The 26986-nt window shown below is 66.8% G+C and carries 22 protein-coding genes; 14 read left to right on the top strand and 8 right to left on the bottom strand.

Annotation, left to right across the window (positions count from 1 at the left end; all coding sequences use genetic code 11):
• Positions 1-234: 234 nt before the first annotated feature.
• Complete coding sequence (locus MBTS_RS24025) at positions 235-1626, top strand: family 2B encapsulin nanocompartment shell protein (protein WP_056139800.1); 1392 nt, start codon at positions 235-237, stop codon at positions 1624-1626.
• A complete protein-coding gene (locus tag MBTS_RS13445) occupies positions 1613-3586 on the top strand; it encodes a family 2A encapsulin nanocompartment cargo protein cysteine desulfurase (RefSeq protein WP_192215849.1) in 1974 nt (657 codons plus the stop codon). Before MBTS_RS24025 ends, MBTS_RS13445 begins: the two co-directional genes overlap by 14 nt.
• Positions 3587-3724: 138 nt before the next feature.
• On the opposite strand, the gene MBTS_RS13440 is transcribed toward MBTS_RS13445, so the two are convergent.
• The 5 genes from MBTS_RS13440 to MBTS_RS13420 form a co-directional block, all read right to left on the bottom strand.
• Complete coding sequence (locus tag MBTS_RS13440) at positions 3725-4117, bottom strand: SecDF P1 head subdomain-containing protein (RefSeq protein ID WP_056139794.1); 393 nt, start codon at positions 4115-4117, stop codon at positions 3725-3727.
• Positions 4118-4230: 113 nt separating this feature from the next.
• Positions 4231-4662 (bottom strand): DUF6691 family protein, encoded by a 432-nt coding sequence (locus MBTS_RS13435; protein ID WP_156629416.1) that lies wholly within the window; start codon positions 4660-4662, stop codon positions 4231-4233.
• Positions 4662-5078, bottom strand: coding sequence for a YeeE/YedE family protein (locus MBTS_RS13430; protein ID WP_018045410.1), 417 nt, complete (start codon positions 5076-5078; stop codon positions 4662-4664). Before MBTS_RS13430 ends, MBTS_RS13435 begins: the two co-directional genes overlap by 1 nt.
• Before the next feature lie 474 nt (positions 5079-5552).
• A complete protein-coding gene (locus tag MBTS_RS13425; protein WP_056139790.1) occupies positions 5553-5936 on the bottom strand; it encodes a nuclear transport factor 2 family protein in 384 nt (127 codons plus the stop codon).
• A gap of 104 nt (positions 5937-6040) precedes the next feature.
• A complete protein-coding gene (locus MBTS_RS13420) occupies positions 6041-9043 on the bottom strand; it encodes an FAD-binding and (Fe-S)-binding domain-containing protein (RefSeq protein WP_238254017.1) in 3003 nt (1000 codons plus the stop codon).
• A 126-nt stretch (positions 9044-9169) separates the two neighbouring features.
• Here MBTS_RS13420 and MBTS_RS13415 point away from each other — a divergent pair, with 126 nt between their 5' ends.
• Positions 9170-10216, top strand: coding sequence for a threonine aldolase family protein (locus MBTS_RS13415; protein ID WP_147831106.1), 1047 nt, complete (start codon positions 9170-9172; stop codon positions 10214-10216).
• 7 nt (positions 10217-10223) lie between these two features.
• On the opposite strand, the gene MBTS_RS13410 is transcribed toward MBTS_RS13415, so the two are convergent.
• Positions 10224-10979 carry a GntR family transcriptional regulator gene (locus MBTS_RS13410; RefSeq protein ID WP_147831104.1) on the bottom strand — a complete coding sequence of 252 codons (756 nt, stop codon included), beginning with the start codon at positions 10977-10979 and terminating at the stop codon, positions 10224-10226.
• A 158-nt stretch (positions 10980-11137) separates the two neighbouring features.
• On the opposite strand from MBTS_RS13410, the gene MBTS_RS13405 reads away from it, so the two are divergent.
• The 10 genes from MBTS_RS13405 to MBTS_RS23785 all read left to right on the top strand — a co-directional run bounded on the left by MBTS_RS13405 (position 11138) and on the right by MBTS_RS23785 (position 24016).
• Positions 11138-12313, top strand: coding sequence for a pyridoxal-phosphate-dependent aminotransferase family protein (locus tag MBTS_RS13405; protein ID WP_147831102.1), 1176 nt, complete (start codon positions 11138-11140; stop codon positions 12311-12313).
• A 325-nt stretch (positions 12314-12638) separates the two neighbouring features.
• Positions 12639-13934 carry an MFS transporter gene (locus MBTS_RS13400; RefSeq protein WP_056254744.1) on the top strand — a complete coding sequence of 432 codons (1296 nt, stop codon included), beginning with the start codon at positions 12639-12641 and terminating at the stop codon, positions 13932-13934.
• Between the two features lie 159 nt (positions 13935-14093).
• Positions 14094-15317: a CaiB/BaiF CoA transferase family protein gene (locus tag MBTS_RS13395; RefSeq protein ID WP_056139775.1), complete on the top strand. Its 1224-nt coding sequence runs from the start codon at positions 14094-14096 to the stop codon at positions 15315-15317.
• A gap of 140 nt (positions 15318-15457) precedes the next feature.
• Positions 15458-16210, top strand: coding sequence for a type I methionyl aminopeptidase (map, locus tag MBTS_RS13390; RefSeq protein ID WP_056139772.1), 753 nt, complete (start codon positions 15458-15460; stop codon positions 16208-16210).
• Between the two features lie 334 nt (positions 16211-16544).
• The gene (locus MBTS_RS13385; protein ID WP_192215848.1) at positions 16545-17783 is read left to right on the top strand and encodes an MFS transporter; all 1239 of its coding nucleotides are present in this window, start codon (positions 16545-16547) and stop codon (positions 17781-17783) included.
• A complete protein-coding gene (fhuF, locus tag MBTS_RS13380) occupies positions 17780-18493 on the top strand; it encodes a siderophore-iron reductase FhuF (protein ID WP_056139766.1) in 714 nt (237 codons plus the stop codon). Before MBTS_RS13385 ends, fhuF begins: the two co-directional genes overlap by 4 nt.
• Entirely contained in the window at positions 18487-20268 is a 1782-nt protein-coding gene (locus MBTS_RS13375) for an ABC transporter ATP-binding protein (protein WP_147831100.1), read from the top strand. Before fhuF ends, MBTS_RS13375 begins: the two co-directional genes overlap by 7 nt.
• Before the next feature lie 426 nt (positions 20269-20694).
• Positions 20695-20946: a GCG_CRPN prefix-to-repeats domain-containing protein gene (locus MBTS_RS13370; RefSeq protein WP_147831115.1), complete on the top strand. Its 252-nt coding sequence runs from the start codon at positions 20695-20697 to the stop codon at positions 20944-20946.
• Between the two features lie 410 nt (positions 20947-21356).
• The gene (locus MBTS_RS23790; RefSeq protein ID WP_238254015.1) at positions 21357-22499 is read left to right on the top strand and encodes a PAS domain S-box protein; all 1143 of its coding nucleotides are present in this window, start codon (positions 21357-21359) and stop codon (positions 22497-22499) included.
• On the top strand, positions 22478-24016 hold the full coding sequence (locus MBTS_RS23785; RefSeq protein WP_238254014.1) for a putative bifunctional diguanylate cyclase/phosphodiesterase: 1539 nt from the start codon (positions 22478-22480) through the stop codon (positions 24014-24016). The genes MBTS_RS23790 and MBTS_RS23785 overlap by 22 nt, the downstream gene beginning before the upstream one ends.
• A gap of 175 nt (positions 24017-24191) precedes the next feature.
• Here MBTS_RS23785 and MBTS_RS13360 read toward each other — a convergent pair whose 3' ends face one another.
• A complete protein-coding gene (locus MBTS_RS13360) occupies positions 24192-24512 on the bottom strand; it encodes a hypothetical protein (protein WP_147831098.1) in 321 nt (106 codons plus the stop codon).
• 64 nt (positions 24513-24576) lie between these two features.
• Here MBTS_RS13360 and MBTS_RS13355 point away from each other — a divergent pair, with 64 nt between their 5' ends.
• Positions 24577-25644, top strand: a complete 1068-nt coding sequence (locus MBTS_RS13355; RefSeq protein WP_147831096.1) for a spore photoproduct lyase family protein — start codon at positions 24577-24579, stop codon at positions 25642-25644.
• Positions 25645-25881: 237 nt separating this feature from the next.
• Here MBTS_RS13355 and MBTS_RS13350 read toward each other — a convergent pair whose 3' ends face one another.
• Positions 25882-26925: an acyltransferase family protein gene (locus MBTS_RS13350; protein WP_192215847.1), complete on the bottom strand. Its 1044-nt coding sequence runs from the start codon at positions 26923-26925 to the stop codon at positions 25882-25884.
• Positions 26926-26986 lie beyond the last annotated feature (61 nt).

Below are 26986 nucleotides of genomic sequence, written 5' to 3'. Positions count from 1 at the left end.
TTCTCTAGTTCTACGAATTTATAGAACAGAATTTCATTGACCCTCTTCAAGATCGAGCGTTAGAAACAAAGCGTCCCCGCAGTGACGCTTTGTCTGAGGCGGCGGGGGCCGACCAAGATCAGTCCAAGATCATCATCGAGCGAGAGCGGACGCGTGACAGGCACGGCTACGATGCGGCATGCGCCGCGTCACGGCCGGCCGACGCCTCCTGCCGCAATACGGAGACGAACCCCCATGAGTGGACCCGGTCTGAGCGTGAGCGCCTCGGCGGCACGCAATCTTGCAACGGCGACCGTCACGTCGGTCCAGAACGCGGCCAACACCCCCCGCTGGTTCCATCGCCTGCTGCCCTTCGTCGACGTCGCCGGCGGCGTCTACCGGGTCAACCGCCGCGCCGTGGTGCTGGCCAAGCCCGGCAGGATTGTCCTCGCCAACGACGGCGGCACCCACACCGTGCGCCCGGCCTCCCTGCGCAGCGTCCCGCTGTTCAGCCGCCTCGGCGACAACGAGCTGTCGGCACTGGCCTCCAAGTTCACCGTCTCCCAGCACAAGGCGGGCGAGATCATCGCCGAGGAGGGCTCCACCGGCCGCAGCCTCACCGTCGTGGCCGAGGGCACCGTCGAACTGACCCTGTCGGGCCCGTTCAAGAACCGCCTGCGCCAGGGTCTGGCCACCGGCGGCGACTATTTCGGCGACAACGATCTCGTGAGCGAGAACGCGCCCGCTCCCGCCGTGAAGGCGCTCTCGGCGGTGACGCTGCTCACCCTGGACCGCTCCGCCATCGAGGACGAGGGCATCCGCTCGCGCATCTCCCAGTTCGTGGAAGAGCGTGACCGCCTCAAGGGCCACACCAACAGCGAGGGCGAGCAGGGCATCGAGCTTCTGGCGGTCCATACCGGCGAGCCGCGCCTGCCCACGACCTATGTCGATTACGAGGTCGACCCGCGCGAGTACCACCTCTCCACGATCCAGACGATCCTGCACACCCACACCCGCGTCACCGATCTCTACTCCAACGAGATCGACCAGCTGCGCGAGCAGATCCGCCTCACGGTCGATGCCGTGAAGGAGCGGGAAGAGTGGGAGCTGTTCAACAATTCCGAGTTCGGCCTGCTCCACGAAGTCAGCCAGCGCCAGCGCATCCCGACGCGCGGCGGCCCGCCCACCCCGGACGACCTCGACGAGCTCCTGACCCTGGTCTGGAAGAAGCCCGCCTTCTTCGTGGCCCATCCTCGCGCCATTGCGGCCTTCGGCCGTGAAGCCACCCGCCGCGGCGTGCCGCCGGTGGTGATCCACCTGTTCGGCTCGCCCTTCATCACCTGGCGCGGCGTGCCGATCGTGCCCAGCGACAAGCTCCCCATCGACATCGACCCGGTGACCGGCGCCCAAACCACCTCAATCCTGCTGCTCCGCGTCGGCGAAGGCGAACAGGGCGTGGTCGGCCTGCAGAAGTCCGGCGTCACCGGCGAGATCGAGACCGGCCTGTCGGTGCGCTACATGGGCACCAACGACCATTCCATCGCCTCGCACCTCGTGACCCGCTACTTCTCGGCCGCGGTGCTGGTGGAAGACGCCATCGCACGCCTCGATAACGTGCTGCTGGGCAACTACCATGACTACGCTTAACGCGCCGTCTGTCGGCCTCCCCACCGGGGTGTTCGGCGACACGGCGCATGCGGATCTCGTCGGGCGCCTCGCCCGCGAGATCTACGGTCAGGGTCAGGCGGCGTCCGCGCCCCTGACCCCCAACCTGCCGCAGACGCCGCAAGCACCGCAGGCCCTGGAGAACATTCCCCAGGGCTTCGGCCACCCCCTCGCCCCCAAAGCGGATCTCGGCACGCCGTCGATCCCCTCGGGCGCCGCGCCGTCGGGCCTTCAGCCCGACGCCTCGGCGCTGGCCGCCCGCTCGTTCGGATCGCCTCCGGTCGGCCTTCCCGGCCTCACCGGTCCGGGCTTCGCTCAAGCATCGGCATTTCCCTCGGTCCATCCCGAGGCGCAGGCTCCCCGTGGGGGCCTGCCCGAGTTCTTCGTGCCGAGCGTCGCCGATGTCGCCGCCTTCCTCCCCGGCGGCCACGATCTCCACGCCACGATCGCCAAGGACCACCCGCGCGCCAATGCCTTCGCGCATGGGTTCGCGCCGTCCCTGGTGCCGGAAGCGCCCGGTCATCGGGGCCAGAACGCCTCGCAGGAGACGGTCTCCCGCGCCGGCCGGAAGGTGGAGATCGCCGACGAGCCGTTCTCATCGGGCGAGTACTATTTCCTGACCGACCGCAGCCGGACGGGCAACGCCGCGCCCGCCCCGTCGACTCGCCACGAGCCTCGCCCCGGCCATGCGCCCCATGTCTCGTCGCAGGGCTCCAGCCCGGTGGCGGCCCCCTTCGACGTGGAGCGGGTGCGCAAGGACTTCCCGGCCCTGCACCAGAGCATCAACGGGCATCCGCTGGTCTGGCTCGACAATGCGGCCACCACCCACAAGCCGCAGAGCGTCATCGACGCGACGAGCGAGTTCTACGCCCGCCACAACTCGAACATTCACCGGGCCGCGCACACCCTCGCGGCGCGCTCCACGGACCTGTTCGAGGGCGGGCGCGAGAAGGTGCGTCGCTTCATCAACGCCGCCTCGACGGACGAGATCATCTTCCTCCGGGGCACCACGGAAGCGATCAACCTCGTCGCCAACTCCTACGGTCGCGCCAATATCGGCCCGGGCGACGAGATCATCGTCTCGACCATCGAGCATCACGCCAACATCGTCCCCTGGCAGCTCCTCACCCAGGCGACCGGGGCGACCCTGCGCGTGATTCCCGTGGACGATCGCGGCGAGATCATCTTCGAGCAGTTCGCGACCCTCCTGTCGGGCCGCACCAAGATCGTCTCGATCACCCATGTGGCCAACGCTCTGGGCACCATCAACCCGGTCCGTGAGATCATCGCCCTGTCGCATGCCTACGGGGTGCCGGTGCTGGTGGATGCGGCGCAATCGTCGCCGCACATCCCACTGGACGTTCAGGCGCTGGACGCCGACTTCCTCGTCTTCTCCGGGCACAAGGTGTTCGGGCCGACGGGCATCGGCGCCCTCTACGGCAAGCGCGCGCTGCTGGAGGCGATGCCTCCGTGGCAGGGCGGCGGCCACATGATCGAGGACGTCACCTTCTCGAAGACGGTCTACAAGGGCGTTCCCGAGAAGTTCGAGGCGGGCACGCCGGACATCGCGGGAGCGGTGGGGCTCGGCGCGGCCCTGGACTACCTCGAGAGCGTCGGACTTCCCGGCATCGCGGCCTACGAGCACGACCTGCTCGAATACGCGCAAGCCGGGCTTGCCGAGGTGAAGGGCCTGCGCCTGATCGGGACCGCGCGACAGAAAGCCAGCGTCATGTCCTTCGTCGTCGACGGGCATGACAACGAAGCGGTGGCCAAGCACCTCGACGCCCGCGGCATCGCCGTGCGCTCGGGCCACCATTGCGCCCTGCCGGCCCTGCGCCGCTTCGGCGTCGACCAGTCGGTGCGCGCCTCGCTGGCCTTCTACAACACCCGCGCGGACGTCGACACCTTCCTGAAGGGGCTCCACAGCCTGCCGCGCCGATAGCGCAACGGCCCGAAGACGCAAGGCGATAGCATTCGGCCCGGTCGGTTCTCCGACCGGGCCGAATGCCATGCAGCTCGCCCTTCGCTGGAGCCGAAGCTCACCGGCTCCACTGCGCTTCCTCCTACGGTGCGCGTTCTCCTACGGTGCGCGTTCTTGGCGGCCAGTCGATTCGGCCGGGGCCACTGTCAAGACGGACCGCCCGCTCCGCAGCCGTTTCGACACGGCGAGGGCCTCCTCGCGGTCGGCCAGACCGCCGACCGATAGGGCGCCGGTGACGAGCGGCTCTTGGATGAACGGAGTGGACTTTACCCTCCCGTCGACGAGAACCGCGATCGGTCGGCGGATATGTGCCCGCGTGAAACCAGCAAGTGCGGTCGCGCTTCTACGAGTCAGGCGAACGAAAATCCGGCCGTCACCGTCATCGATCATGGCCTGGGCATCCGCCACCTCGAGCGCGAGCGTCTCGGCCACGGCGGAAGTGCCGAGCGAACCCGCGATGAGGATCGCGGCCAGGAGAAGACGATGATGCATTCTGGCTTGTCCTTACGGCGATACGGCACAGGTGTTCGTGATCAATGCCGTCACCGGGGGAGCACGAAGGCCATCCTTCCCGGCGCGCCTGCAGAGAGCCCGGCGGGCTCGGTTCACGAGGCGCGGCGGCGAGCGGTGGTAAAGCGGTGGAGCAGCATCCCGGTCACCATCGCCGCCACGAAGCCGATCACCTGAGGCAGGCCGAGCGTCAGGCCGGCGAGAGCCGGGCCGGGACAGAGGCCGACGAGGCCCCAGCCGATGCCGAACAGAGCGGCCCCCGCGATCAGGCTGGCGGTGATCGGCCGGTTATGGGGAATCTCGAACCGTTGCGCGAGAACGGGTTTCCGCATCCGCCTGACGAGGAGGTAGCTGAGGGCCGAGACGCCGACGGCGCCCCCCAGCACGAAGGCGAGGCTCGGGTCCCAGGCTCCGGCGATGTCGAGAAAACCGAGGACGCGCTCCGGGTCCATCATGCCCGACAGAGCGAGGCCGAATCCGAACAGGAGGCCGGCGAACAAGCCCACCGCGGAACGCAAGGTGTCCATCACCATCCTCCGTGGCGGACGAGGAACACCGTCGCGGCGGCGGCGGCCATGAAGGTCGCCACCGCCGCGATGGAGCGGGGCGACAGCCGGGCGAGGCCGCAGACGCCGTGGCCGCTGGTGCACCCCCCGCCGAGCCGCGTCCCGTAGCCGACGAGGAGACCGCCGAGGACGATGAGGCTCCACGGTGCGTCGAGCTGCACGACGGGCCATGCACCGAAGGCGAGGCGATACAGGACCGGGCCGAGGAGCAGGCCGGCGAGGAAGGCCCAGCGCCACGGCGTGTCCCGGCTCAACGGCAGCATCGCCCCGGCGGCGATGCCGCTGATCCCGGCGATGCGGCCGTTGAGGACGAGGAGCAGGGCGGCGGAGGTCCCGATCAGGGCACCACCGGCAAGGGCTGACAGGTAGACGATCATTCGGAGACTCCGGCTCCAGTCGAGGGAGCCACTTGGAACGAGTTCTTTCGTGGCGGACCAACGCGGCCGACCGTAGAGAACCCGCTATCGAGAATGAGAAACGACGCCCCGGCGGTATCCCCCGCGCCCACCGAGAGGTCGAACGCCGAAGCGTTGCTGTCAATGCGAAACATCCTGCCACCACGCCCCGCCGCAGAGCGTGCCGGGATGGCTCAGGGAATGATGGCGGTGACGCGGATCTCGATACGCATCCTGGGCAAACCGAGCGCATCGACGCCCAACTGAGTCCAGATCGGGGCACGATCGAGCGTGGAACGGCGGAAGCGGCCGGCAGCGCATCATGCCAAAGTGTGGGGAGCTCTGACGTGCCCACATCGCCAGACGTCATCGGCCAGACGACATCCGGATGACATGGCCAAGACTGGAAATGGCTGAGACTGAAATGGCCAAGGCCGAAAGCGGGCCACGCGCTCCCTAGAACATCCCGTTCGGATTGGCGGAGGAATCGGGCAGGATCTGCAGCACGTCCCAATGCTCGACGATCCTGCCGCCCTGATCGAGCCGGAAGATATCGATGGCCGCATAATCGTGGTCGCCCGGCCAGTGCTGCAGGCAATGCAGCACCACGAGATCCCCCTCGGCGACCGCCCGCTTCACCTCCACCCGCTTGCCCGGCCATTCATGCGCCATGCGCTCGAAATAGGCGATGAAGCCGTCCTTGCCGTTCGCCACATGCGGGTTGTGCTGGATGTAGTTGTCGCCCGCATAACGCTCGATGGCTTCGCGCGGCAGGCACTCGTCGAACATCAACCGATAGAAGGCGATCACAGTCGCCTTGTTCTGCTCCAGGTCGGTCATGTTGTCCCCTGAGCGAGGCGGATTCCACTCGAGAAAGGCGGCCCGCCTTTCTCGATACCATCCATCACGCCCTCACGACCATGACCGGCCGCCCTGCCCGGCCGTCAGTGACGGTCGGCCGACGCCACCATCGCCGCGTCCAGCACGCGCGCCACATGGAGCGCTTCGAGCCCGAGACCGTCGTGGATCTGGTGGCGGCAGCTGGTGCCGTCGGCCACGACGAGATCGTCCGGGCCGGCCTTGCGCAGGGCCGGGAACAGCGAGAGCTCGGCCATGGCGAGCGACACGTCGATGGTCTCGGCGCCGTATCCGAAGACGCCCGCCATGCCGCAGCAGCTCGACTCGATGACCCTCACGTCGAGCCCCGGCACCGCGCGCAGCACCGTTTCCACCGCGCCCATGGCGGCGAAGGCCTTCTGGTGGCAATGGCCGTGCAGGTGGGCGACGCGCCCGCCCTGGTCCGCCAGAGGCAGGGCGATCCGCCCGGCATCGAGATCGACGGCGAGCAGCTCCTCGAACAGCAGGCTCGCCTTGCTCAACTCCCCCGCCTCCGGGCCGGGGAGCAGGGACGCGAACTCGTCGCGGAAGGTCAGCAGGCAGGACGGTTCGAGCCCGACGATCCGGGCACCGGCCCGGATGAAGGGCAGTAGGGTGGTGAGCGTGCGGCTCGCCTCCTCGCGGGCCCGGTCGGTCTGGCCGGAGGCGAGATAGGTGCGGCCGCAGCAGAGGGCGCGTCGTCCACGGTTGGGGAAGACCCGGTGCAGGCGGTAACCGGCGGCGATCAGCACACGCTCGGCCGCCTCCAGGTTCTCCCGCTCGAAGGCGCGGTTGAACGTGTCGCCGAACAGCACGATGTCGCGGAAATCCCCGGTCACGTCGCCCGGATGGGCCGGCTCGCCCTGCTCGACCCAGGGTCTGCGCCAGCGCGGCAGGGTGCGCCGCGCCGAGAGCCCGGCGACCCGCTCCGACAGCCTCGCCAAGGCGGGCACCCGGTCGCGCAGGTTGAGGAGCGGCGCCAGCCAGGCGGCGGTGCCGGCATAGAGCGGCAGGGCCGCCACCAGCCGCTCTTTCAGGGGCAGGCCGTGGCGGGCGTGGTAATGGTGCAGGAACTCGACCTTCATCTTGGCCATGTCGATGCCTGTGGGGCATTCGCGGCGGCAGGCCTTGCACGAGACGCAGAGATCCAGGGTCCGCTTCATCTCGCGGCTGGTGAAGGCGTCCGCGCCGAGCTGACCCGAAATCGCGAGCCGCAGGGAGTTCGCCCGGCCACGGGTCAGATGCTGCTCGTCTTTCGTGGCCCGGTAGGACGGACACATCGCCCCGCCCGCGAGCTTCCGGCACGTGCCGTTGTTGTTGCACATCTCGACGGCGCCGCCGAAACCGCCCCATTCCGACCAGTCGAGGGCGGTCTTCTTCGGCTGGCTCACCGCGTAGCCCGGCTGGAACCGCATCAGCGAGCGGTCGTCCATCTTGAGCGGCCGGACGATCTTGCCGGGGTTGAGCCGGTTCTCCGGGTCGAACCCGTCCTTCACCTGTTCGAAGGCGCGGGTCAGGCGTTCGCCGAACATCGGCGCGATGTATTCCGAGCGCGAGATGCCGTCGCCATGCTCGCCCGAATACGATCCCTTAAAGCGGCGGACCTGTTCGCTCGCGGCCTCCGCGATGGCGCGCATCTTGGCGACGTCTCCGCCCTGCTTCATGTCGAGGATCGGGCGGACATGCAGACAGCCGACGGAGGCGTGGGCGTACCAGGTGCCGCGCGTGCCGTAGCGGGTGAACACCTCCGTCACCGCGTCGGTGTAATCGGCGAGATGCTCCAGCGGCACCGCGCAATCCTCGATGAAGGAGACGGGCTTGGCATCCCCCTTCATCGACATCATGATGTTGAGGCAGGCCTCGCGCACCTCCCAGACCGATTTCTGGCGGATCGGCTCCGGCACCTCCACCACGGCGTCCACATGGCCGTTATCGGCCATGCACGCGTCGAGACGCCGAAGATCGGCCAGGAGCGCGTCCCGGTCGTCGCCGGCGAACTCCACCAGCAGCAGACAGTTCGGCGTGCCACGGGTGATGTCGGCCAAAGTCGCCCGGAACAGCGGGATGTCGGCGCCGAGCACCAGCACGTTGTTGTCCACGAGCTCCACCGCCACGGGATCGAGATCGACGATGGCCTTCGTCGTCTCCATGGCGGAGCGGAACGACGGGAAGTGGCAGACGCCCATAACCCGGTGCGTCGGCAGGCGCGACAGCTTCAACGTCACGCTGGTGGTGGCCGCCAGCGTCCCTTCCGAGCCGACGAGGAGATGGGCGAGGTTCGGCCGCGCCGCGATCAGCGCATCGAGATTGTAGCCGCCGACCCGGCGCTGCACGCGCGGGTACATGCGCAGGATCTCGTCGCGCTCGGATTCGGCCAGAGCCCGCATGGCGGCGGCGAGGGCGTCCGCCCGCCGCGAGCCGGTGACGCCCGTCGCCGCGTTCCCGGTGAGGCCGAAGCCGAAGGGCTCGCCGTCATGGAACAAGGCCTCCATCCCGAGGACGTTGTCGCTCATCTTGCCGAAGCGCAGGGAGCGCGCACCGCAGGAATTGTTGCCGGCCATCCCGCCGATGGTGCAGCGGGTGGCGGTGGAGGGTTCCACGGGGAAGAACCAGCCATCGGCCTTCACCCGCGTGTTCAACCGCTCCAGCACCATGCCGGGCTCGACGGTGATCGTTCCGGCCTCTGGGTCGTAGGCGATGATCCCGTTGAAATGGCGTGAGCAATCGACCACGAGGCCGCGCCCGATGGGCTGGCCGTTCTGGGACGTGCCGCCGCCGCGCAGGATCACCGGCACGTCGTGCTCGGCGGCGATCTTCAGGGTGGCGGCGATGTCGGCGGCGCTGCGGGGCAGGACCACCCCCGCCGGCATGATCTGGTAGATCGACGCGTCGTTGGCATAGCGCCCCCGGGTGAAGGCATCGAACTTCGCCTCGCCGGCGAGGGCCTCGGCGAGGCGGCGCGGCAGGCCGGCGCCCTGCCGGTTGGCGGCGCGCGGACTGACCGGCCCCGGCCCGGCGACGGGCGAAGGGGCGCGGTTCGGGCCGGTGGCGGGCTCAGCCGTTGCGGTCATGATCCATCGTCCTCGTGGGAGTGCCGTGGGCCGGCTTCAAAGCGATGCGGGTTCCGGTAGGGTGGCGGGATCGTCCCGACCGGCTAGAATGGCCCACACGGATTGCATGCAAAACAGGGCCGGCAGATGATCGATTTGTATAGCGATACGCAAACGCGGCCCACACCCGGCATGCGTGAGGCCATGGCCCGCGCGGAGGTGGGTGACGAGCAATCCGATTCCGATCCGACGACCCTGGCCTTGTGCGAGCGCGTCGCCGACCTGCTCGGGATGGAAGCGGGGGTGTTCATGCCCTCGGGCACGATGTGCAACCTCGTCTCGATCCTGGTCCAGACCCGGCCCGGCGACGAGATCGTGGTCGACGATCAGTCCCATATCTACAACACCGAGGCCGCCGGCTCGGCGGCCATCGGCGGCGTCTCGGTGAAGGCTCTTTCCACCCCGGCCGGCCTCTTCACGCCAGAGGCGTTCGAGGCGGCGATCCGCCCCCCCGCCCGCACCGCGCCGCGCTCGGCCCTGGTCTCGGTGGAGCAGACCACGAGCTTTTCGGGCGGCTCGGTCTGGCCGCTCACCGACATGCGCCGCATCCGCGACCTCGCCCATCACAAGGGCATGAAGGCGCATATCGACGGGGCGCGCCTCCTCAACGCCGTGGCCGCCACCGACATCTCCGCCAGGGACTACGCCAAAGGCTTCGACAGCGTCTGGATCGATCTGAGCAAGGGACTCGGCTGCCCGGTCGGCGCCGTCCTGTGCGGCGCGAGCCACTTCATCGTCGAGGCGTGGCGGTGGAAGTACCGGCTCGGTGGCGCCATGCGCCAGTCGGGAATCCTGGCCGCCGCGGGCCTCTACGCCCTCGATCACCATGTGGACCAGCTGGAACTCGACAACGCCAATGCCGGCGAGCTGAAGGCCCGCATCACCGGCGCGCCGGGTCTCGCCATCGAGCCCGATGCGGCCCAGTCCAACATCCTGTGCTTCTCGGTGGAGGCGCTGGGCATCACCGCAACCGCCTTCGCCGAAGCGTGTCTCGCGGAAGATGTGCGTATCCGCGCCATCGGCGCGCATCAGATCCGGGCGACCACCCATCTCGACGTCGACCGGGCCGGCATCCTGCAAGCGGCGGACGTGATCCGGGCGCAGGCCGCACGGTTTCATGAGGTGCGCCGCTGAGCCGCCGTCACGATGCGACGCCGGCGTCCGGCGGACACGTTGTCTCCCGCCCCGCCGCCGCCCGGCGCTTGTTGCGCAGGTGCCCGAATAGGATGTCGCTGAGCTCATTGCCGGCGCGCCTGCGCAATGCATCGAGGATTTCCTCATGCTCGCGCATCGCCTCGCCCCAGCGGTCGCGATTCTCGTCGAGATTGGCCGAGTAGCGCACACGGCGCAGGCGCCCGGCGAAATTGGCGTAACTCGCTCGCAACGGCTCGTTGTCCGCCGCCTGCACGATCCGGTCGTGGATCGCCTGGTTGCAGGCGAAGTAGCCGTGCAGGTCGCGCCGCATGTAGCAGCCGTACATCTCGTGATGCAGCCGCTCGATCTCGTCATAGGCGGCGGGCGTGATCTTCTCGCAGGCCAGGCGTCCGGCCAGGGCCTCGAGCCCGCCCATGACGTCGAACAGATCCACGAGTTCCTCGGCGCCGAGCTGGCGCACCCGCGCGCCCCGGTTCGGCAGGAGCTCGATCAGCCCCTCCGAAGCCAGCACCTTCAGCGCCTCGCGCAGTGGCGTGCGCGAGATGCCGAAGCGCTCGCAGAGCATCCGCTCCGGCACCCGCGCGCCGACGGCCAGATTGCCCTCGACGATGTAGTCCCGCAGGCGTGCCAGAAGCTCGCCGTGGAGGGATTTCGCCAGCGACGGCATCGCGGAAAGACGCGCTCCATCGGCGGGTTCGAGGCCGGCATCGGCCTCCGGTTCAGTGACAGGCCCAAGCACCATAATGCGAACCTAGCAGCCGAAAGCAGGAAGGTCGAGACGAGATGTTCGCATAATAATGCTTGCCCTCTCAAAAAATGAATGCAATTTTCTGCTCCGACGCACAGTGGATCATCGATCCGGGCGCAGCTTTCCCTCGACCGGCCATCGCGGAGATCTCGATGACGACACGGACCGGACGCCATTTCCTGCATATTCCAGGCCCCAGCCCGGTGCCCGAGCGTGTCCTGCGCGCCATGGACATGCCGGTGATCGACCATCGCGGCCCCGATTTCGCCGGACTCGGCAAGGCGGTGCTGGAAGGCGCCCAGGCCATCTTCCAGACGCGGTCGCCGGTGATCATCTATCCGGGTTCCGGCACGGGTGCCTGGGAATCGGCTATCGTCAATACGCTCTCGGCCGGCGACCGGGTGTTGATGTTCGAGACAGGCCATTTCGCCACCCTGTGGCGCCAGATGGCGGCGCGCTGGGGCATCGAGGTGGAGTTCGTCCCCGGCGACTGGCGCCGCGGGGTCGATCCGGCGCAGGTCGAGGCGATCCTGGCCGAGGACCGCGCCAAGTCGATCAAGGCCGTGATGGTGGTGCATAACGAGACCTCCACCGGCGCCACGAGCCGGATCGCGGAGATCCGCAAGGCGATCGACCGGGCGAACCATACCGCGCTCTTCCTCGTGGATACGATCTCGGGGCTCGGCTCGGCCGAATATGCCCATGACGAATGGGGCGTCGACGTCGCGGTGAGCTGCTCGCAGAAGGGCCTGATGCTGCCGCCGGGCCTCGGTCTCGTCGCCCTGTCGGACAAGGCTCTGGCCGCCGCGAAGACAGCGACTCTGCCCCGTTCCTACTGGGATTGGGAAGACATGCTGAAGCCGAATACCGGCGGCTACTTCCCCTATACCCCCGCCACGAACCTCCTCTACGGCCTGCGCGAAGCCATCGCCATGTTGCGAGAGGAAGGCTTGGCCGAGGTCTTTGCCCGCCACCAGCGTCTCGCCGCCGCCACCCGCGCCGCCGTCGAGGGCTGGGGCCTGGAGGTTCTGTGCCGGGAACCGTCGGAATACTCGCCCGTGCTCACCGCCGTGGTGATGCCGGAGGGCCATGACGCGGATGCCCTGCGCACTCTGATCCTCGAGAAATACGACCTCTCCCTCGGCACCGGGCTCGCCAAGATGGCGGGCAAGATCTTCCGCATCGGCCATCTCGGCGAATGCAACGACCTGATGCTGATGGCGGCGCTGTCGGGCGTCGAGATGGGCCTCAAGGCCGGCGGCGTCCCGCACGCGCGCGGCGGTGTGCTGGCGGCCATGGACGCCCTGCGCTCCGGTATCGACGATTGAAAACGGCTTCCCCCAAGGAAGGCGGGGCGACTGGGCGCCGATCCGAGTAGACGACCTCTACCGTGCAGCAATGGGTGCGCGGTCCGGGCGTGAGCATCCCCTCGCCCCGCCTGCGGGGAGAGGGAAACCCACGCCTCCGTTCGCGTGAGGCATCAGGCGCGATTGCCCTTCCGGCACGGAGGACACGCACCACAGCAACAGACGCCTCTACCCTACGAGAGAGCAAGAAAAAGCGACGACCCAGCCAGACCCAACCACGCGTGATCCCACAAACAACCGGTGATCAAACCGGGGCGGGTGGCGCGCTCAACCCGAGGAAACCCCGATGACGCCAGCTAAAAGACGCGTCTCCGCGTCGAACATGGTGCTGTTCCTGCTCTGCCTGATGTATTTCGTCACCTATCTCGACCGGGTGAACATCGCCACGGCGGGCGGCGAGATCATGAAAGATCTCGGGCTCTCGAACACCCAGTTCGGCCTGATCCTGTCCGCCTTCGCCTATCCCTACGCGATCTTCCAGGTCATCGGCGGCTCGGTGGGCGACAAGTTCGGCGCGCGGCGGACCCTCCTCGTCTGCGGCCTGATCTGGGCCTCGGCGACGATCCTCACCGGGTTCGTGGGCGGGCTCATCAGCCTGTTCCTCGCCCGCGTCCTCCTCGGCTTCGGCGAAGGCGCCACTTTCCCCACTGCCACCCGCGCCATGCAGAACTGGACCGCGCCGGGCAAGCGCGGCTTCGCGCAGGGCATCACGCATGCCTTCGCTCGACTGGGCAACGCGGTGGCGCCGCCCATCGTGGCCTTCCTGATCTACCAGTTCGGCTGGCGCATCGGGTTCGTCATCTTAGGGGTGGCGAGCTTCGCCTGGGTCGTGGTCTGGTACCTCTACTTCCGCGACGACCCGAAGGATCACCCTGCGATCACACCGGAGGAACTCGCGGTGCTGCCGCCCCCGAGCCAAGTGGGCGCCAAGCAGAACGTGCCCTGGGGCCGCCTGACCCGGCGCATGCTACCGGTGACGCTGACCTATTTCTGCTACGGCTGGACCTTGTGGCTGTTCCTCGGTTGGCTGCCGAGCTTCTTCAAGCTCAACTATGGGCTGGACCTGAAGAACTCCGCCCTGTTCGCCTCGGGCGTGTTCTTCGCCGGCGTCGTCGGCGACACCCTCGGCGGCGTGTTCAGCGACCGCATCCTGAAGCGCACAGGGGATCTCAAGCTCGCCCGGCTCAGCGTCATCGTGGTCGGCTTCCTCGGCGCGGCGGCGAGTCTCACCGGCGTGTTCTTCACACGGGACCTGACCCTGGTGGCGCTGCTGCTCAGCTCCGGCTTCTTCTTCGCCGAATTGGTGATCGGCCCGATCTGGTCGGTGCCGATGGACATCGCGCCGAAATATTCGGGCACGGCAGCGGGCCTGATGAATACCGGCTCGGCGGTGGCGGCGATCATCTCGCCGATCGTGTTCGGGATGATCGTGGACATGACGGGAAGCTGGACCCTGCCCTTCGTCGGCTCCATCGGCCTTTGCCTCCTGGGCGCGGTCCTCGCCTTCACCATGCACCCGGAGCGCCCGTTCGAAGAGGAGCCGGTGGTACCGCCCCTGGGACGGGCGGTTCCTGCGGAGTAGCGCGATCCTGGCTGCGCTGGCTTGAGCCGAAGCCAGAGCGCAATCCCCTCTCCCCGCAGGCGGGGAGAGGAGATGCACACAGCGAGTCGTGTCCTCCTCGCGTAACGCCACCGCCGGCGGGCCGCACCCACCCCCGGCGCAAAACAGGAATCGAGCACGATGGATCACTCCGTGCACGAAGAACCCCGCCCCCTCCCCCTCGCGGGCATCCGCGTCCTCGACGTGACGCAGGTGATGGCGGGGCCGTTCTGCAGCATGCTGCTCGGCGATCTCGGAGCGGATGTCATCAAGGTGGAGCCGCCGGGCACGGGCGACCAGACCCGCAGCGCCATGGGGTTCAAGATGAAGGGGCCCGACAGCATGGGCTTCCTCAACATGAACCGGAACAAGCGCAGCCTCGCCCTGAACCTCAAATCCGATGCCGGGCGCGACCTGCTCCTCGATATGGCCGCCAATGCGGATGTGCTGGTCGAGAATTACCGGCCCGGCGTGATGGCGCGCCTCGGCCTCGGATACGAGGCGATGCGCGCCCGCAATCCAGGGCTCATCTATGCGAGCATTTCGGGCTTCGGCCAGTCGGGTCCCTGGGCGAAGCGCCCCGGCTACGACCTGATGGCCCAGGCGATGTCGGGGGTGATGAGCGTCACCGGCCATCCGGGCGGTCCGCCGGTGAAGGCCGGCGTGCCGGTCGCCGATATCGGCTGCGCGTTGTTCACCGTCTACGCGATCCTTTCAGCCTATATCGGCCGACAGGCGAGCGGTGAGGGCCAGTATATCGACGCCTCGCTTTTCGACGCGGCCCTGGCCTTCTCGATCTGGGACGTCTCGGAATATTGGGGGACGGGACGGATCCCGCAGCCGCTCGGCACCTCCAACCGCATGAGCGCCCCCTACCAGGCGGTGCGGGCCTCGGACGGCTACTTCGTCATGGGGGCCACGAACCAGAAGCTCTGGCGCCTGCTCTGCGACGTGCTCGATCGCGCCGAACTGTTCGAGGATGCCCGCTTCGTCGACATCCCCGCGCGCCTCGCCAACCGCGAAGAGCTGATCGAGGAGCTGGAGCGGAGCTTTGCCGCCAGGACCAGTGAGGAATGGGTGTCTCTGCTTCTCGCTGCCGGCATTCCGGCCGGCCGCATGAACACCTATCCGGAAGCGTTCGAAAGCGAGCATGGCCGGCACAGGCAGATGCGCATCGAGGTTCCCCACCCGATCGAGGGCACGGTGCCGAACATCGGTTTCCCCGTGAAGCTCACGGGCACACCGCAGCGTGCCCGCAGGCATGCGCCGCTTCTCGGCGAACATACCGAGGACGTGCTCTCGGAGTTCGGCCTCTCGGCGGACGAGATCGAGGCCCTGCGCTTGCGCGGCGCCTTCGCCGCCTGAGCGGGAGCCAGCACGTCATAGGCCCGTCAGACCCATGGGGAGCGAACGGCATCTGGGGCGGCCCAGGCTTTGCCGGGCTCGCGGAGGATGGCAGAACCGCGCGAGCGGAGCCGCCTCCGGCGCCATGAAGGGATGACGACATGACGGTGTCGAATGACGACGAGCTGGCCGGCCTGAAGCGGATCGGGCGCATCGTCGCCGACACCCTCGAGGCGATGGGCAAGGCCATCGAGCCCGGCATGACCACCCGCGACCTCGACGGGATCGGGCGGCGGATCATGGAGTCGGCCGGAGCTCGCCCGGCACCGGAACTCGTCTACGCCTTCCCCGGAGCCACCTGCATCAGCGTCAACGAGGAAATCGCCCACGGCATTCCGAGCGACCGCAGGATCAATCCGGGCGATCTCGTCAATATCGACGTGTCCGCCGAGAAGGACGGCTACTTCGCCGATACGGGCGCGTCCTTCGCGGTGCCGCCGGTGACGCGGGCGGTGGAGCGACTGTGCAGGGACGGGCGCCGAGCGATGTGGACAGGCCTGCGCCAGGTCGGTACCGGCAAGCCCCTGGCCGATATCGGACGGGCCGTCGGAGCCTTCGCGCGGAAGAACGGCTACACTCTCGTCCGCAACCTCGCGAGCCACGGCGTCGGCCTGTCATTGCACGAGGAACCGACCGAGATCGCCACCTGGCCCGACGCCTCCGAGCGACGGATCATGCAGGAGGGGCTGGTCTTCACCGTCGAGCCGTTCCTGTCCCTCGGCGCCGAGTTCGCCGCGGATGGCGACGACCCCTGGACCCTCTACAGCCAGCCGAAGGCCCTCACGGTACAATACGAGCATACGGTCATCGCCTCGCGCAGCGGGCCGCTGATCCTCACCATGCCGGGGCAATAGGAGCCGGATACGGAGCGCGAGGAGCGAAGGCCGGCGGCACTGCGTCCAAACGGACCTTGCATGAAAGCGGGGCACGTCATAATCCGAACGAAAGGCCAATGTTTACAGTAGATTAGACTGTTTAAAAACTGCGCGCACGTCAAGACACAGGGAGGCTCCGGATGTCCGAAGGGAGGCCCTGTCCCGTCGCGCGCCGGATCGCGGATCGGTCGCCGCGTCAGTCGAGGCCGGTACAGCGCCGTCTCGGAGGAGCCGGCGTGACCGGCGCGGAAGCATGGTTCCCAGGGTCCGTGCCTATCCCCAGCGAGCAACCGGGCCGGGCGGCGCGGAGCGCATGAGCGGGACCCGGTTCGACGGGGCGTCCAGAGCGTGGCGCCGGGCGCGGCCCCTGCTGCCGTTCTTCAGCCTCTACATCACCTTCGGGACCACGCTCGGCTTCCTGGCCAGCGGCGCCCCGCTGATCCTGCGGGCACGCGGCGTCGAGCTCGCCGAGATCGGTCTGCTGCAGCTCATCAACCTGCCCGTCGGTCTGACGTTTCTCTGGGCCGTCGCCATCGACAGGCTGCGCCTGCCCCGCCTGCCGCATCGCATCGGCTGGATCGCGCTGATGCAGGGCGCGACCATCGCATTGCTGCTGGTGCTGAGCCTGGGCGAAGCGTGGCCGCTCGGCCTTCTCCTCGGTCTCGCGGTGGCGACCTGCTTCTGCGTCGCCACCATGGACATCGCCCTCGAAGCCCTGGTGGTCGAGACGGTGCCCGTCGACCGGCGGCCCTTCGTGGCATCGGCCAAACTCTCCGGCGCGTCCCTGGGCGGAATCGCCGGCTCGGGCCTGCTGGTCGGGTACTACGACATGATCGGCTGGCAGGCCGCCGTGCTGGGCATCGCCGGTCTCAATCTCCTCTGCCTGCTGCCGATGCTGCGCTACCCGGAAGTCCGGCTTCGCCGCGATGCCGGTCCGGCGGAACGCATGACGGCCCCCTTCGAACGCCTGCGCCTCCTGGGGCCACGCATTCTGGTCCTGGGCCTGTACTTCGCCGCCATGTTCGCCCTCTCCGGCCTGAACAACCTCGCCCTGCTGGATCTGGGGGTGTCGTTGCGGGAGGTCGGGTTCGTCACCGGTTCTCTCTCGCCTGTCATCAACCTCGTCATGGCCCTGGTCTCGGGCGTCCTCGTGCGACGGGTCGGGACCCTGCGGCTCATCACGGTCTCGGCGCTGGGCGTGATCGCCGGCGGCGGGCTGATGATCGCCGGCGCCGCCACCGGGTCGGCCCCTCTCGCGATCGCCGCGACGATCCTCGGCATCGTCGGCGGCGGCGGCCTCGGAGTGCCGGTGTTCAACATGATCTATCGCTGGGCGCAGGGGCCTCGTCCCGCCACCGATTACGCGCTCCTGTTCGGAGCGGCGTACTTTGCCGCGATGCCCCTGCGCGTCGCCGTGCCGGCGCTCGCGGCGCATGTGGGCTGGCCGGCCTATTTCAGCATCGCGATCCTGTTCTACGCCGTCGCCGTTGCCGCCCTGCGCGCGACGATCCGCCGGACCCTCGATGCCGATCGGGTCGCGGGGCGCGCATGATCGATCAACTCGCCGCACTGGTTCCGCCGTCACTGTCGGCCTTCGGCTGCCGGATCGCCACGGCGCCGTCCGGGTCCGGAACCCGGCCGCTCTCGATCCTCACCAGCAAAGCAGCCTTCGACGAGGTGGTGGACGGGTTCGGCAGGGCGTCAGGCGACGGCTTCGAGACCGCCGACCGTCGCGCCCTGGTCTCGCTCTGGACGCAGTACTACCTTCCCGCCCTGATCATCCCCTACTTCACCGCACTCAGCCGCCTCGGCCGTGCCCTGCCGATCGGGTTCGACAGGGTCGGCTTCGAACTCGACGAGAGCGGCATCGTCTCCCGCTTCATCGTGGCGGAGGAGGACGACCGGCGCGCAAGCCCGGAGCCCGGCCTCGATCCCCTGATCGAGGGCCACCTGCGGCCGTTCTTCGACCTGTGCCAGACGCATTACGGACTGTCCCGCCATGTTCTCTGGTGCAATGCCGGCGTTACCGCTGATTTCGCCCTGCGCGCGTTGAGTGGTGACGCCCTGCCGGCCTCCTCCCGCGCCGAGGCGTGCCTCGGCCGATGCGGTGGCGATGCGTTCGGCCGCTGCCCGCTGGCCCAGGCTTTCCGAGGCGGCGAGGAGCGGCGGCGGCGGGTTTGCTGTATGCGCTACCGCATACCGGGCGTCCCCTCCTGCGGTGCCCTCTGCCCCGTCGATCACCTGACGAAAGCATCATGCTGAAGGACTTCCTCGCCTATTACCGCCCGCACCGGACCCTGTTCCTCGTCGATTTCGGATGCGCCGTCCTGTCGGGCCTGCTCGAACTGGGCTTTCCCATGGCCGTGAAGGCCTTCGTCGATGTGCTGCTGCCGCGCCAGGATTGGCAGTTGATCGTGCTCGCCGCCCTCGGCCTCGGGGTGATCTACGTGGCCAATGCCGGCCTCATGGTGGTGGTGACCTATTGGGGGCACGTGCTCGGCATCAATATCGAGACCGAGATGCGTCGCCGTGCCTTCGATCATTTGCAGAAGCTCTCGTTCCGCTATTTCGACAACCAGAAGACCGGCCACCTCGTCGCCCGCGTCACCAAGGACCTGGAGGAGATCGGCGAAGTCGCACATCACGGGCCGGAGGACCTCTTCATCGCGGTGATGACGCTCATCGGCGCCTTCGCGCTGATGGTCTACGTCCACCCGCCCCTGGCCTTCCTGACCGCCGCCATCCTGCCGGTGATCGCCTTCGTCACCCTCCGCTACGGCGGTCGCATGACGCGGAACTGGCAGACGCAATACGGTCGTGTCGCCGCCTTCAACGCCCGCATCGAGGAGAATGTCGGCGGCATGCGCGTGGTGCAGGCTTTCGCCAACGAGCCGCACGAGCGGCGCCTGTTCGCCTCCGACAACCGGAAGTACCGCGAGACCAAGCTCGAAGCCTACCGGATCATGGCCGCCAGCCTGTCGATCAATTATCTCGGCATGCGGCTCGTCCAGATCGTCGTGCTGCTGGGCGGCGCGGCCTTCGTCGTGCGTGGCGAGCTCTCGCCCGGTGGGTTCATCGGGTTCCTGCTGCTGGTGGGCGTCTTCTATAGGCCGCTCGAGAAGATCGGTGCCGTCGTGGAGACCTACCCGAAGGGGGTCGCGGGCTTCCGGCGCTACGCCGAGCTGCTCGCCACCGAGCCCGACATCGTCGACCGCCCCGGCGCCGTCTCCGTGCCGGCGCTGAAGGGCGACATCCGCTTCGAGGCCGTGAGTTTCGGCTACACCGCCGGCCGGCCCGTCCTGTCGGGGCTCGATCTCGACATCGCCGCCGGCGAGACCGTCGCCTTCGTCGGCCCGTCCGGGGCCGGCAAGACGACGTTGTGCTCCCTCATTCCGCGGTTTTACGAGGTGGAGAGCGGGCGCATCACCATTGATGGCATCGACATCCGCGACCTCACCCTCGCCTCACTGCGCCGGCAGATCGGCATCGTGCAGCAGGACGTCTTCCTGTTCGCGGGCACGATCCGCGAGAACATCGCCTATGGCCGGCTCGACGCCACCGAGGCGCAGATCGCGCAGGCCGCGGAGCGGGCCAAGCTCTCCGCCCTGATCGAGGGACTGCCCAACGGCCTCGACACCGTCGTCGGCGAACGCGGCGTGAAGCTCTCGGGCGGCCAGAAACAGCGCCTCGCCATCGCCCGCGTGTTTCTCAAGAACCCGCCGATCCTGATCCTCGACGAGGCCACCTCGGCCCTCGATAGCGAGACCGAACAGGCGATCCAGGGCTCCCTCGTGGAACTCTCCGAGGGCCGCACCACCCTCGTCATCGCCCACCGGCTCGCCACCATCCGCAAGGCGGACCGGATCGTCGTGGTCGGCTCGGAGGGCATCGTGGAGCAGGGACGGCACGAGGCGCTCCTTTCGGCGGACGGGGCCTACCGGCGCCTCTACAATGCGCAATTCGCCCAGGCCGACGATGCGGCGGACCGGGTGCGGATGGCCGCCCGGAATGGCGTTCTGGAGCGCGCTACGCCGTGATCCGAATGGCCGGCGCGCTCGAACCGCACCGTCTCCCTCGGCGAAGACTGGGATGGGATGGGAAGAAGTCATGCGCGGCCATGGCCGCGCGGGCTTGGTGACCTAAAGGGGCTGCCACGATCGCGTCGCCATCGGCGGCGCGCCCGCGATGCGGGATGGCTGGCGGGAAATGGACGCCCTGAGCGATGCGGGTTTCAGCGGAATTCGCGACCCGCGACAGGAGGCGCCCAGCGTCTTCGCGCACGCCTTAGCGACATTCATCAATGAATGCGCAGTTTGTCGATAGATTTCGCTAACCGCCGCTCATGATGTTGGTTGCCGAACGTGACGCGCCCATGTGTAATTCCCTCGTCATGAGAGGATCAGCACGTGAAGCCACGCCTCGTCGCCCTGGTCGCCATCTTTAGCGTCGCATCGCTGCCGGCGATGGCCTTTCCCATCGCCCCAGCCTCCGCGAGCGAGGCACCCGTGCTGCGTGTCGCGGGCGGCTGCGGCCCCGGAGCGTGGCGTGGCCCATGGGGGCATTGCCGCTCGACACCCTATGTCGGACGTCTTCCGGGCGGGTGGTATCAGGCACGGGCCGGCAATGGCTGCCCTCCCGGTTACTGGCGCGGGCCGTGGGGCCATTGCCGCAACACGCCCTATCACGGCCGCCTGCCCGGGGGCGGATGGAAGTAGCCGGTCCGCCCCCTCCGAGAGGCGGGCGATGCGCGCGCATCAAGGCAGATTGTCCGCCGCCTTACACGGCGAGGGTCGCCGTGCATGGCCCATCATCAACAATCGGCATGGGAACGGATCGGCGCCGAGGCTCGAAGAGCAGGCTCCATTGAAGCAATCCACTCCTCAAATAGAGCTATATTCTATTTTGCGGCCAAAATTCCGATTTTGTTAAACCACACTTCGGCAGTGTCGCCCCTAAGGTGGCGAAAGGCTGTCGTAGAATGTATCGTGCCTTTTTGTGCATGACCGAGCAGCATCATTGGTGGGTCCTGCCGCTGGCGGCGCTCGTATGCTGGGTATCGTGCCATACTGCCCTGCGGCTCGCTCGCCACGTTTTTCGGAGCCGGGGCTTCGAGACATGGGCCTGGTTGTTCGCGGCTGGTTTCTCGGCCGGTGCCGGGATGTGGAGCACCCACTTCATCGGGATGCTCGGCTACGACCCCGGCATCGCGATCGCCTATGATCTGAAACTCACCCTCGTCTCGCTTCTCGTCGGCATCCTCGGTTCCATGGCGGCGCTCACCTTGTCCCGGTGGTGCGCCATACCCGTGGTGGCCGTAGGGGCCGCGGTGATCCTGGGCATGAGCATGACGGGGATGCATCTCGCGGGGATGGCGAGTATCCGGTTCGCCGTCGTCCAATCAATGAACTTGCCGCTCCTCGTGACCGCGCTGCTCGTCGGCTGGTCGCTTACCGCCATCGCCTTCGTCATTTTCGCGCGTGACACGCTGCGATACGCGACAGCCGTGGCGGCGATGCTTCTAACGGTTTCCATCGCGGGCGTGCATTTCATCGCCATGGGCGCGGCCGAGCTGGTTCCGAACATGGCCGCGCCCGACACGGCATCGAGTCTGCCGCATTTCGCGCTCGCCGCGGGCATCGCCGCGATCATGCTCACGATTGTCGGTTTCGCGGCACTCGCCCTGTTCGTCGACCGTATGCGCCGGGCCAATCACGCCTTGCGCGAAAGCGAAGCCGCCTACAGGCTCCTCGCCGAGAATACCACCGACGTCATCATCTGGTCCGATCTCGATAGGACCCGCCGGTATGTATCGCCTGCCTCGATGACCGTCCTCGGCTATCGCCCGGAGGACATCATCGGCACTCGGCCCCTCGATTTCATCCATCCGGACGATGTCGCCGACCTTGAGCAGGTCCTCGCCGATCTCGTAGCAGGCCGGATCGAAGGGGCCATCACGACCCAGCGCCATCGTCGGCGGGATGGGTCCTGGGTGTGGATCGAGGCGTGCCTCAAGGTCACGCGCCTGCCGGGCTCGTCCGAGCCCATCGGCTACGTGTCGTCGCTTCGCGACGTCACCGACCGCAAGGCCGCCGAAACGGCGTTACGGTCCAGCGAGGAACGGCTCGCTTTCGCCCTGGACAGCGGCAGCGACGGCCTCTGGGATTGGAACATCCCCACGGGCAACATCTGGTTCTCGGACCGTTGGCAGACCATGCTCGGCGACGACCGGGCGAGATCGACGGACATATGCGCGCCTTGCAACAGTTGATGCATCCCGACGATGCAGCGACGGCCCGGCGGCTCCTATCGGACCATATCGACGGACGGACGCCGGTTTTCGAATGCGAGCTCCGGATGCGGACGAAGGCCGGCCCCTACGGCTGGGTCCTGTCGCGCGGCAAGGTGGTGACGCGCGATGCGGAAGGAATCCCCGTGCGCATCGTCGGGACGCATATCGACATCGGAAGGCGCAAGCATGCGGAACAGCAGCTGGAGCATCTGGCGTTGCACGATGCCTTGACCGGCTTGCCCAATCGCGTGCTGTTCCGCGACAGACTCGGCCGGGAAATGGACAATGTCGAACGGCGCGGGCACATCTTCGCGGTTCTCGCCTGCGATCTGGACCGCTTCAAAGCGATCAATGACAGCCTCGGTCACCCGACGGGAGACAGCCTGCTGCGCCAGGTCGCAGAGCGCCTGACGGCGAACGTTCACGAGGGGGACACCGTCGCCCGGCTCGGCGGCGACGAATTCGCCATCGTGCTGAGGGGACTCGACCAACCTCAGAATGCCAGTGCCGCAGCGCAGCAGGTCATCGAGGCGCTGAAGCGGCCTTTCGATCTCGACGGTCGTTCGGTCAGCGTCGGCGTCAGCATCGGCATCGCCGTCGGGCCTCAGGACGGCGGCGACCCGGACCAGTTGCTGAAGAACGCCGACATCGCCCTCGGCCGCGCGAAAGCGGCCGGCCGAGGCACGTTCCGCTTCTGCGAACCCGCCATGGATGCGGCGATCGCAGAGCGAAACGTCCTCGAACTCGACATGCGCGAAGCCGTGCGGCTCGGCGAGTTCGAACTGCATTATCAGCCGATCATCGACCTTGCCACCGACACCGCCAGCGGCTTCGAGGCGCTGATGCGCTGGCACCACCCCGTGAGAGGCATCGTCTCGCCCGCCGATTTCATTCCGTTGGCCGAAGAGACCGGTCTCGTCGTTCCCCTCGGGACATGGGCTTTGCAGGAAGCCTGCCGGGAAGCTGCGGCCTGGCCGGGCGATCTGCGGGTCGCGGTCAACGTCTCGGCGGTGCAATTCGCGGAGCCCGGCCTGGAACATTGCGTGATATCGGCTTTGGCCGCTTCCGGCCTGCCGCCGAACCGTCTGGAACTGGAGATCACCGAGAGCGTGCTGATCGGTGACGTGGAAAGCGTGACCGCCTGCCTCCACCGGCTTCGCGCGTTCGGGGTCCGCATTGCCCTGGACGATTTCGGCACCGGCTACTCGTCGCTCAGCTACCTCCGGCGGTTTCCCTTCGACAAGATCAAGATCGACCGTTCGTTCATTCGTGAAATCGCCGATGCCGACACGGCCGCCATCGTGCGCGCCATCGTCGGACTCGGCGAACGGCTGGGGGCGAGCATCACGGCGGAGGGCATCGAGGACGAAGCGCAGCTGACTCGCGTCCGTCGCGAAGGCTGCACGGAAGCCCAGGGCTACCTCCTGAGCGAGCCGTTACCCGCCGCAGACGCGTACAAGTTCGCCTTTGCCAAAAAGAACGTCGCCGCGGCCTGACAGGCTCCACGAGCGGTAAACCCGACGACCGACGCTCGCCCCGGAACACGAACTCCCCCGCGTGCGGGATGCGACCCGGCGCCGTCCGAGGCGCTCGGACCTTTCGATGCCGCAGGCAGAATCCGGTGGTTTCGACGACATCGAGACGAGCGACCCGGTCCTGTCCGGGCCGGATTCAGCGGTCCTCGCTCAGCGTTCTCAAGGCGAAGATCTTCAGGTCGAGCGCGATCAGCATATCGATGACGGCATAGGACGCAGGTCCACGGCGTGCCGTGTCCTGCACGAGCGCCTGCTTCTCTCGTTCCAGATCATCGATGAGCATGTCGAAACTGACCATGCCTGGAATACGCGGTAGCCAAGGCAATGGTTTCACCTCCTGCGACGGGAGCCGCACGCAAGCGCCTTGAGCGCATGTTTCGGTGCCGCCACAAAGGGGCGGACGGTAACTTCCTGTTAACGACGTGTCCGCGGAGCCGCGCCCCGGCCGGAACGTCATCCTCTCCGGCGCTCACCGCCCTATCTATCCGGCCGAGGTGCAACGGCGCGCCGCTGGACACCGCATGGCCCTTTCCCGCGACATCCTGGATATCCGCACGATCTACCACGAGCCCGCCGTGGCGAATTTCGGGCGCGGGCTCGCGATCCTCGACCGTTTTCCCCACGCCGAGCGGATCGAGGTCCCGTCGCACTGGAACATCCCGAACCTGCACGGAAACGCAGGCTCCGCGGAGGATTGGCTGCGGATCAAACGCTCGACCTTGGTGCTCGGTGTGAAGAAGGGCCTGACGATGCGGCCGAACGGGCGCAGCGCCCACTTCATCGCGCCCTCGACCTCGAATGGCTGCGCGATGGCCTGCGCTTACTGCTACGTCCCCCGGCGCAAGGGCTTCGCCAATCCGATCTCCCTCTTCGTGAACATCGAGCAGGTCTGCGCCGCGATCACACGCCACGCCGCACGCCAGGGGCCGCTACCGGAGCCCGATACGGTGGATGCGGCCCATTGGGTCTACGATCTCGGCGAGAATGGCGATCTGTCCGTGGACGCGACCCTGTCGGACAACGTGCGCGACATGGTCGGCCTGTTCCGCGATCTCCCCAACGCCAAGGCCTCCTTCGCCACGAAGGCCGTGAACCGGGAGCTGCTCACCTATGATCCCCGGGGCAAGACCCGTATCCGCTTCTCGCTGATGCCGGAGCGGATCGCCAAGGTCGTCGATGTGCGCACGGCGCCGATGCATGAGCGCATCGCCGCCATCGACGATTTCGTGGCGGCCGGTTTCGAAGTCCACGTGAACTTCTCGCCGGTCATCCTCTACGAAGGCTGGGAAGCCGATTGGCGCGACCTGTTCACCGCCATCGACGAGGGGATCGGCCCGGCGGCCAAGGCACAGCTCAAGGCCGAGATCATCCTGCTCACGCACAATGCGGATCTCCACGCGGTCAACCTGAACTGGCACCCCCGCGCGGAAGACCTGCTCTGGCGGCCCGACATCCAGGAGGGGAAACGGTCGCAGGGAGGAGGCGACAACCTGCGCTATCGAACCGGCTGGAAGGGCCGATGGATCGCGCGCCTCAAGGATCATCTGGCCGAGCTGATGCCCTATTGCCACGTTCGCTACGCCTTCTGAGCAGGTCGCGACCGTAGGGCGGGACGTGGAGCCCCCGTGCTCGGACCGCCTCGATGGTCTCGCAAACATCAGCGACCGCGTGGGTGCACAAGTTGCCGGAGGATGACGGAACAAATAGATCCTGAGGATTATAAATTGTGCATCCGGTTATTTTTAATTTGTATAGTTGCTTTCACCTAGCATAATAAAATTATATTATCAAATAATCAGAATGACATCGGATATTTCGGAAAATATCTATGAACTAGCGTGAGACGGGCGCTTCAGGCCACTGAACAAGCCTCTGACGCATTGAGTCAAAGGAACCTCGATCCGACGATGTACGATCCGGGCAACGAGTCCGGCGAGTACGACTGCGCCGACGAATGCGACCATCCTCAGAGAGAAATTCTGAGGATCAAAGAATTTAAACAATACTTTCTCACATACTTGATAAGACAGGAAGTGCGTGAGGTACAGCGCATAGCTACTGTCTCCCTGCTCGACGGCAAAGGCGGTTCTCGAACTGATGCCGTTGGCTTCCAGCAACACTGCGGCAGTGACGAGTGAGGCTGCCGGCAAACCAAGTGCGACGAAGCGAGGTGCTGTCGGCCAAAGAAATTCTGCCGCCAGCAACAGACCGAAACTGGCGAGGCCCAAGGCGCCGATCATCGAGACGTTGAGAAGACCAGCCGGAACAGTGATGCGGCGGACAACATAGCAAATCCACATGCCCGCAGCGAATTCAAGGATAATAGCATTCGTATAGAATCGGCCCAGCGCATTTTCTGGCCGAAGCAGCAGCCCGATCATCACGAGGGCCACGATGACAAGACTGACATAAATGTACCGGTTTATTTCCGGATAAACGTACAGACCCAGAAAAAAGAGACAATAGAAGAACATTTCGTAGTTTAGAGTCCATCCAAGGAACAGGATAGGCTGTATCAAGCCGTTCGATTTCTCGAAGGGGATGAATGCCAGCGACATGAGCAGATGACCCAGCCCGTCATCGATGCTGCGAAACAGGAAGGGCATCGAGAGGGCTGCGAGAAAAACGGCCATCGTCATGAACCAGTACAGCGGAACGACGCGAACCAGCCGTTTCATGATGAATTGATATGGTGGCGCGATCCGGCCGTCGGTGGTGTAGGCCATCACGAACCCGCTGATGACGAAGAAGATATCGACCCCCCAGGAGCCCATCGAGTATTTGAGATGGCCGAACAGCAAGACTTGGCAGTGGAAGCAGACGACGAGATAGGCTGCGACCGCCCTCAAGGACTGGACATTGTATATCATCAGATTGTTTCCACATACGATGATATGAGCGGGCGTTCGACGCTATCCAGAGTGTTGCAAT

Source organism: Methylobacterium bullatum (assembly GCF_014845095.1).
Taxonomy (GTDB): Bacteria; Pseudomonadota; Alphaproteobacteria; order Rhizobiales; family Beijerinckiaceae; genus Methylobacterium; species Methylobacterium bullatum.
The sequence above is the reverse complement of the archived record's forward strand: the minus strand, read 5'-3'. Positions and strand labels throughout refer to the sequence as shown.

Excerpts from the sequence above, each read along its gene's own strand:
- MBTS_RS13375 (WP_147831100.1), top strand. The coding sequence starts at position 18,487 with ATGCTGAAGGACTTCCTCGCCTATTACCGCCCGCACCGGACCCTGTTC.
- MBTS_RS13355 (WP_147831096.1), top strand. The coding sequence starts at position 24,577 with ATGGCCCTTTCCCGCGACATCCTGGATATCCGCACGATCTACCACGAG.
- MBTS_RS13360 (WP_147831098.1), bottom strand. The coding sequence starts at position 24,512 with ATGACGTTCCGGCCGGGGCGCGGCTCCGCGGACACGTCGTTAACAGGA.
- MBTS_RS13415 (WP_147831106.1), top strand. The coding sequence starts at position 9,170 with ATGATCGATTTGTATAGCGATACGCAAACGCGGCCCACACCCGGCATG.
- MBTS_RS13435 (WP_156629416.1), bottom strand. The coding sequence starts at position 4,662 with ATGGACACCTTGCGTTCCGCGGTGGGCTTGTTCGCCGGCCTCCTGTTC.
- MBTS_RS13350 (WP_192215847.1), bottom strand. The coding sequence starts at position 26,925 with ATGATATACAATGTCCAGTCCTTGAGGGCGGTCGCAGCCTATCTCGTC.
- MBTS_RS13395 (WP_056139775.1), top strand. The coding sequence starts at position 14,094 with ATGGATCACTCCGTGCACGAAGAACCCCGCCCCCTCCCCCTCGCGGGC.
- MBTS_RS13445 (WP_192215849.1), top strand. The coding sequence starts at position 1,613 with ATGACTACGCTTAACGCGCCGTCTGTCGGCCTCCCCACCGGGGTGTTC.
- MBTS_RS13410 (WP_147831104.1), bottom strand. The coding sequence starts at position 10,979 with ATGGTGCTTGGGCCTGTCACTGAACCGGAGGCCGATGCCGGCCTCGAA.
- MBTS_RS23785 (WP_238254014.1), top strand. The coding sequence starts at position 22,478 with ATGCGCGCCTTGCAACAGTTGATGCATCCCGACGATGCAGCGACGGCC.
- MBTS_RS13425 (WP_056139790.1), bottom strand. The coding sequence starts at position 5,936 with ATGACCGACCTGGAGCAGAACAAGGCGACTGTGATCGCCTTCTATCGG.
- MBTS_RS13405 (WP_147831102.1), top strand. The coding sequence starts at position 11,138 with ATGACGACACGGACCGGACGCCATTTCCTGCATATTCCAGGCCCCAGC.
- MBTS_RS13430 (WP_018045410.1), bottom strand. The coding sequence starts at position 5,078 with ATGATCGTCTACCTGTCAGCCCTTGCCGGTGGTGCCCTGATCGGGACC.
- map (WP_056139772.1), top strand. The coding sequence starts at position 15,458 with ATGACGGTGTCGAATGACGACGAGCTGGCCGGCCTGAAGCGGATCGGG.
- MBTS_RS24025 (WP_056139800.1), top strand. The coding sequence starts at position 235 with ATGAGTGGACCCGGTCTGAGCGTGAGCGCCTCGGCGGCACGCAATCTT.
- MBTS_RS13440 (WP_056139794.1), bottom strand. The coding sequence starts at position 4,117 with ATGCATCATCGTCTTCTCCTGGCCGCGATCCTCATCGCGGGTTCGCTC.
- MBTS_RS13400 (WP_056254744.1), top strand. The coding sequence starts at position 12,639 with ATGACGCCAGCTAAAAGACGCGTCTCCGCGTCGAACATGGTGCTGTTC.
- MBTS_RS13370 (WP_147831115.1), top strand. The coding sequence starts at position 20,695 with ATGGCCTTTCCCATCGCCCCAGCCTCCGCGAGCGAGGCACCCGTGCTG.
- MBTS_RS13385 (WP_192215848.1), top strand. The coding sequence starts at position 16,545 with ATGAGCGGGACCCGGTTCGACGGGGCGTCCAGAGCGTGGCGCCGGGCG.
- MBTS_RS13420 (WP_238254017.1), bottom strand. The coding sequence starts at position 9,043 with ATGACCGCAACGGCTGAGCCCGCCACCGGCCCGAACCGCGCCCCTTCG.
- fhuF (WP_056139766.1), top strand. The coding sequence starts at position 17,780 with ATGATCGATCAACTCGCCGCACTGGTTCCGCCGTCACTGTCGGCCTTC.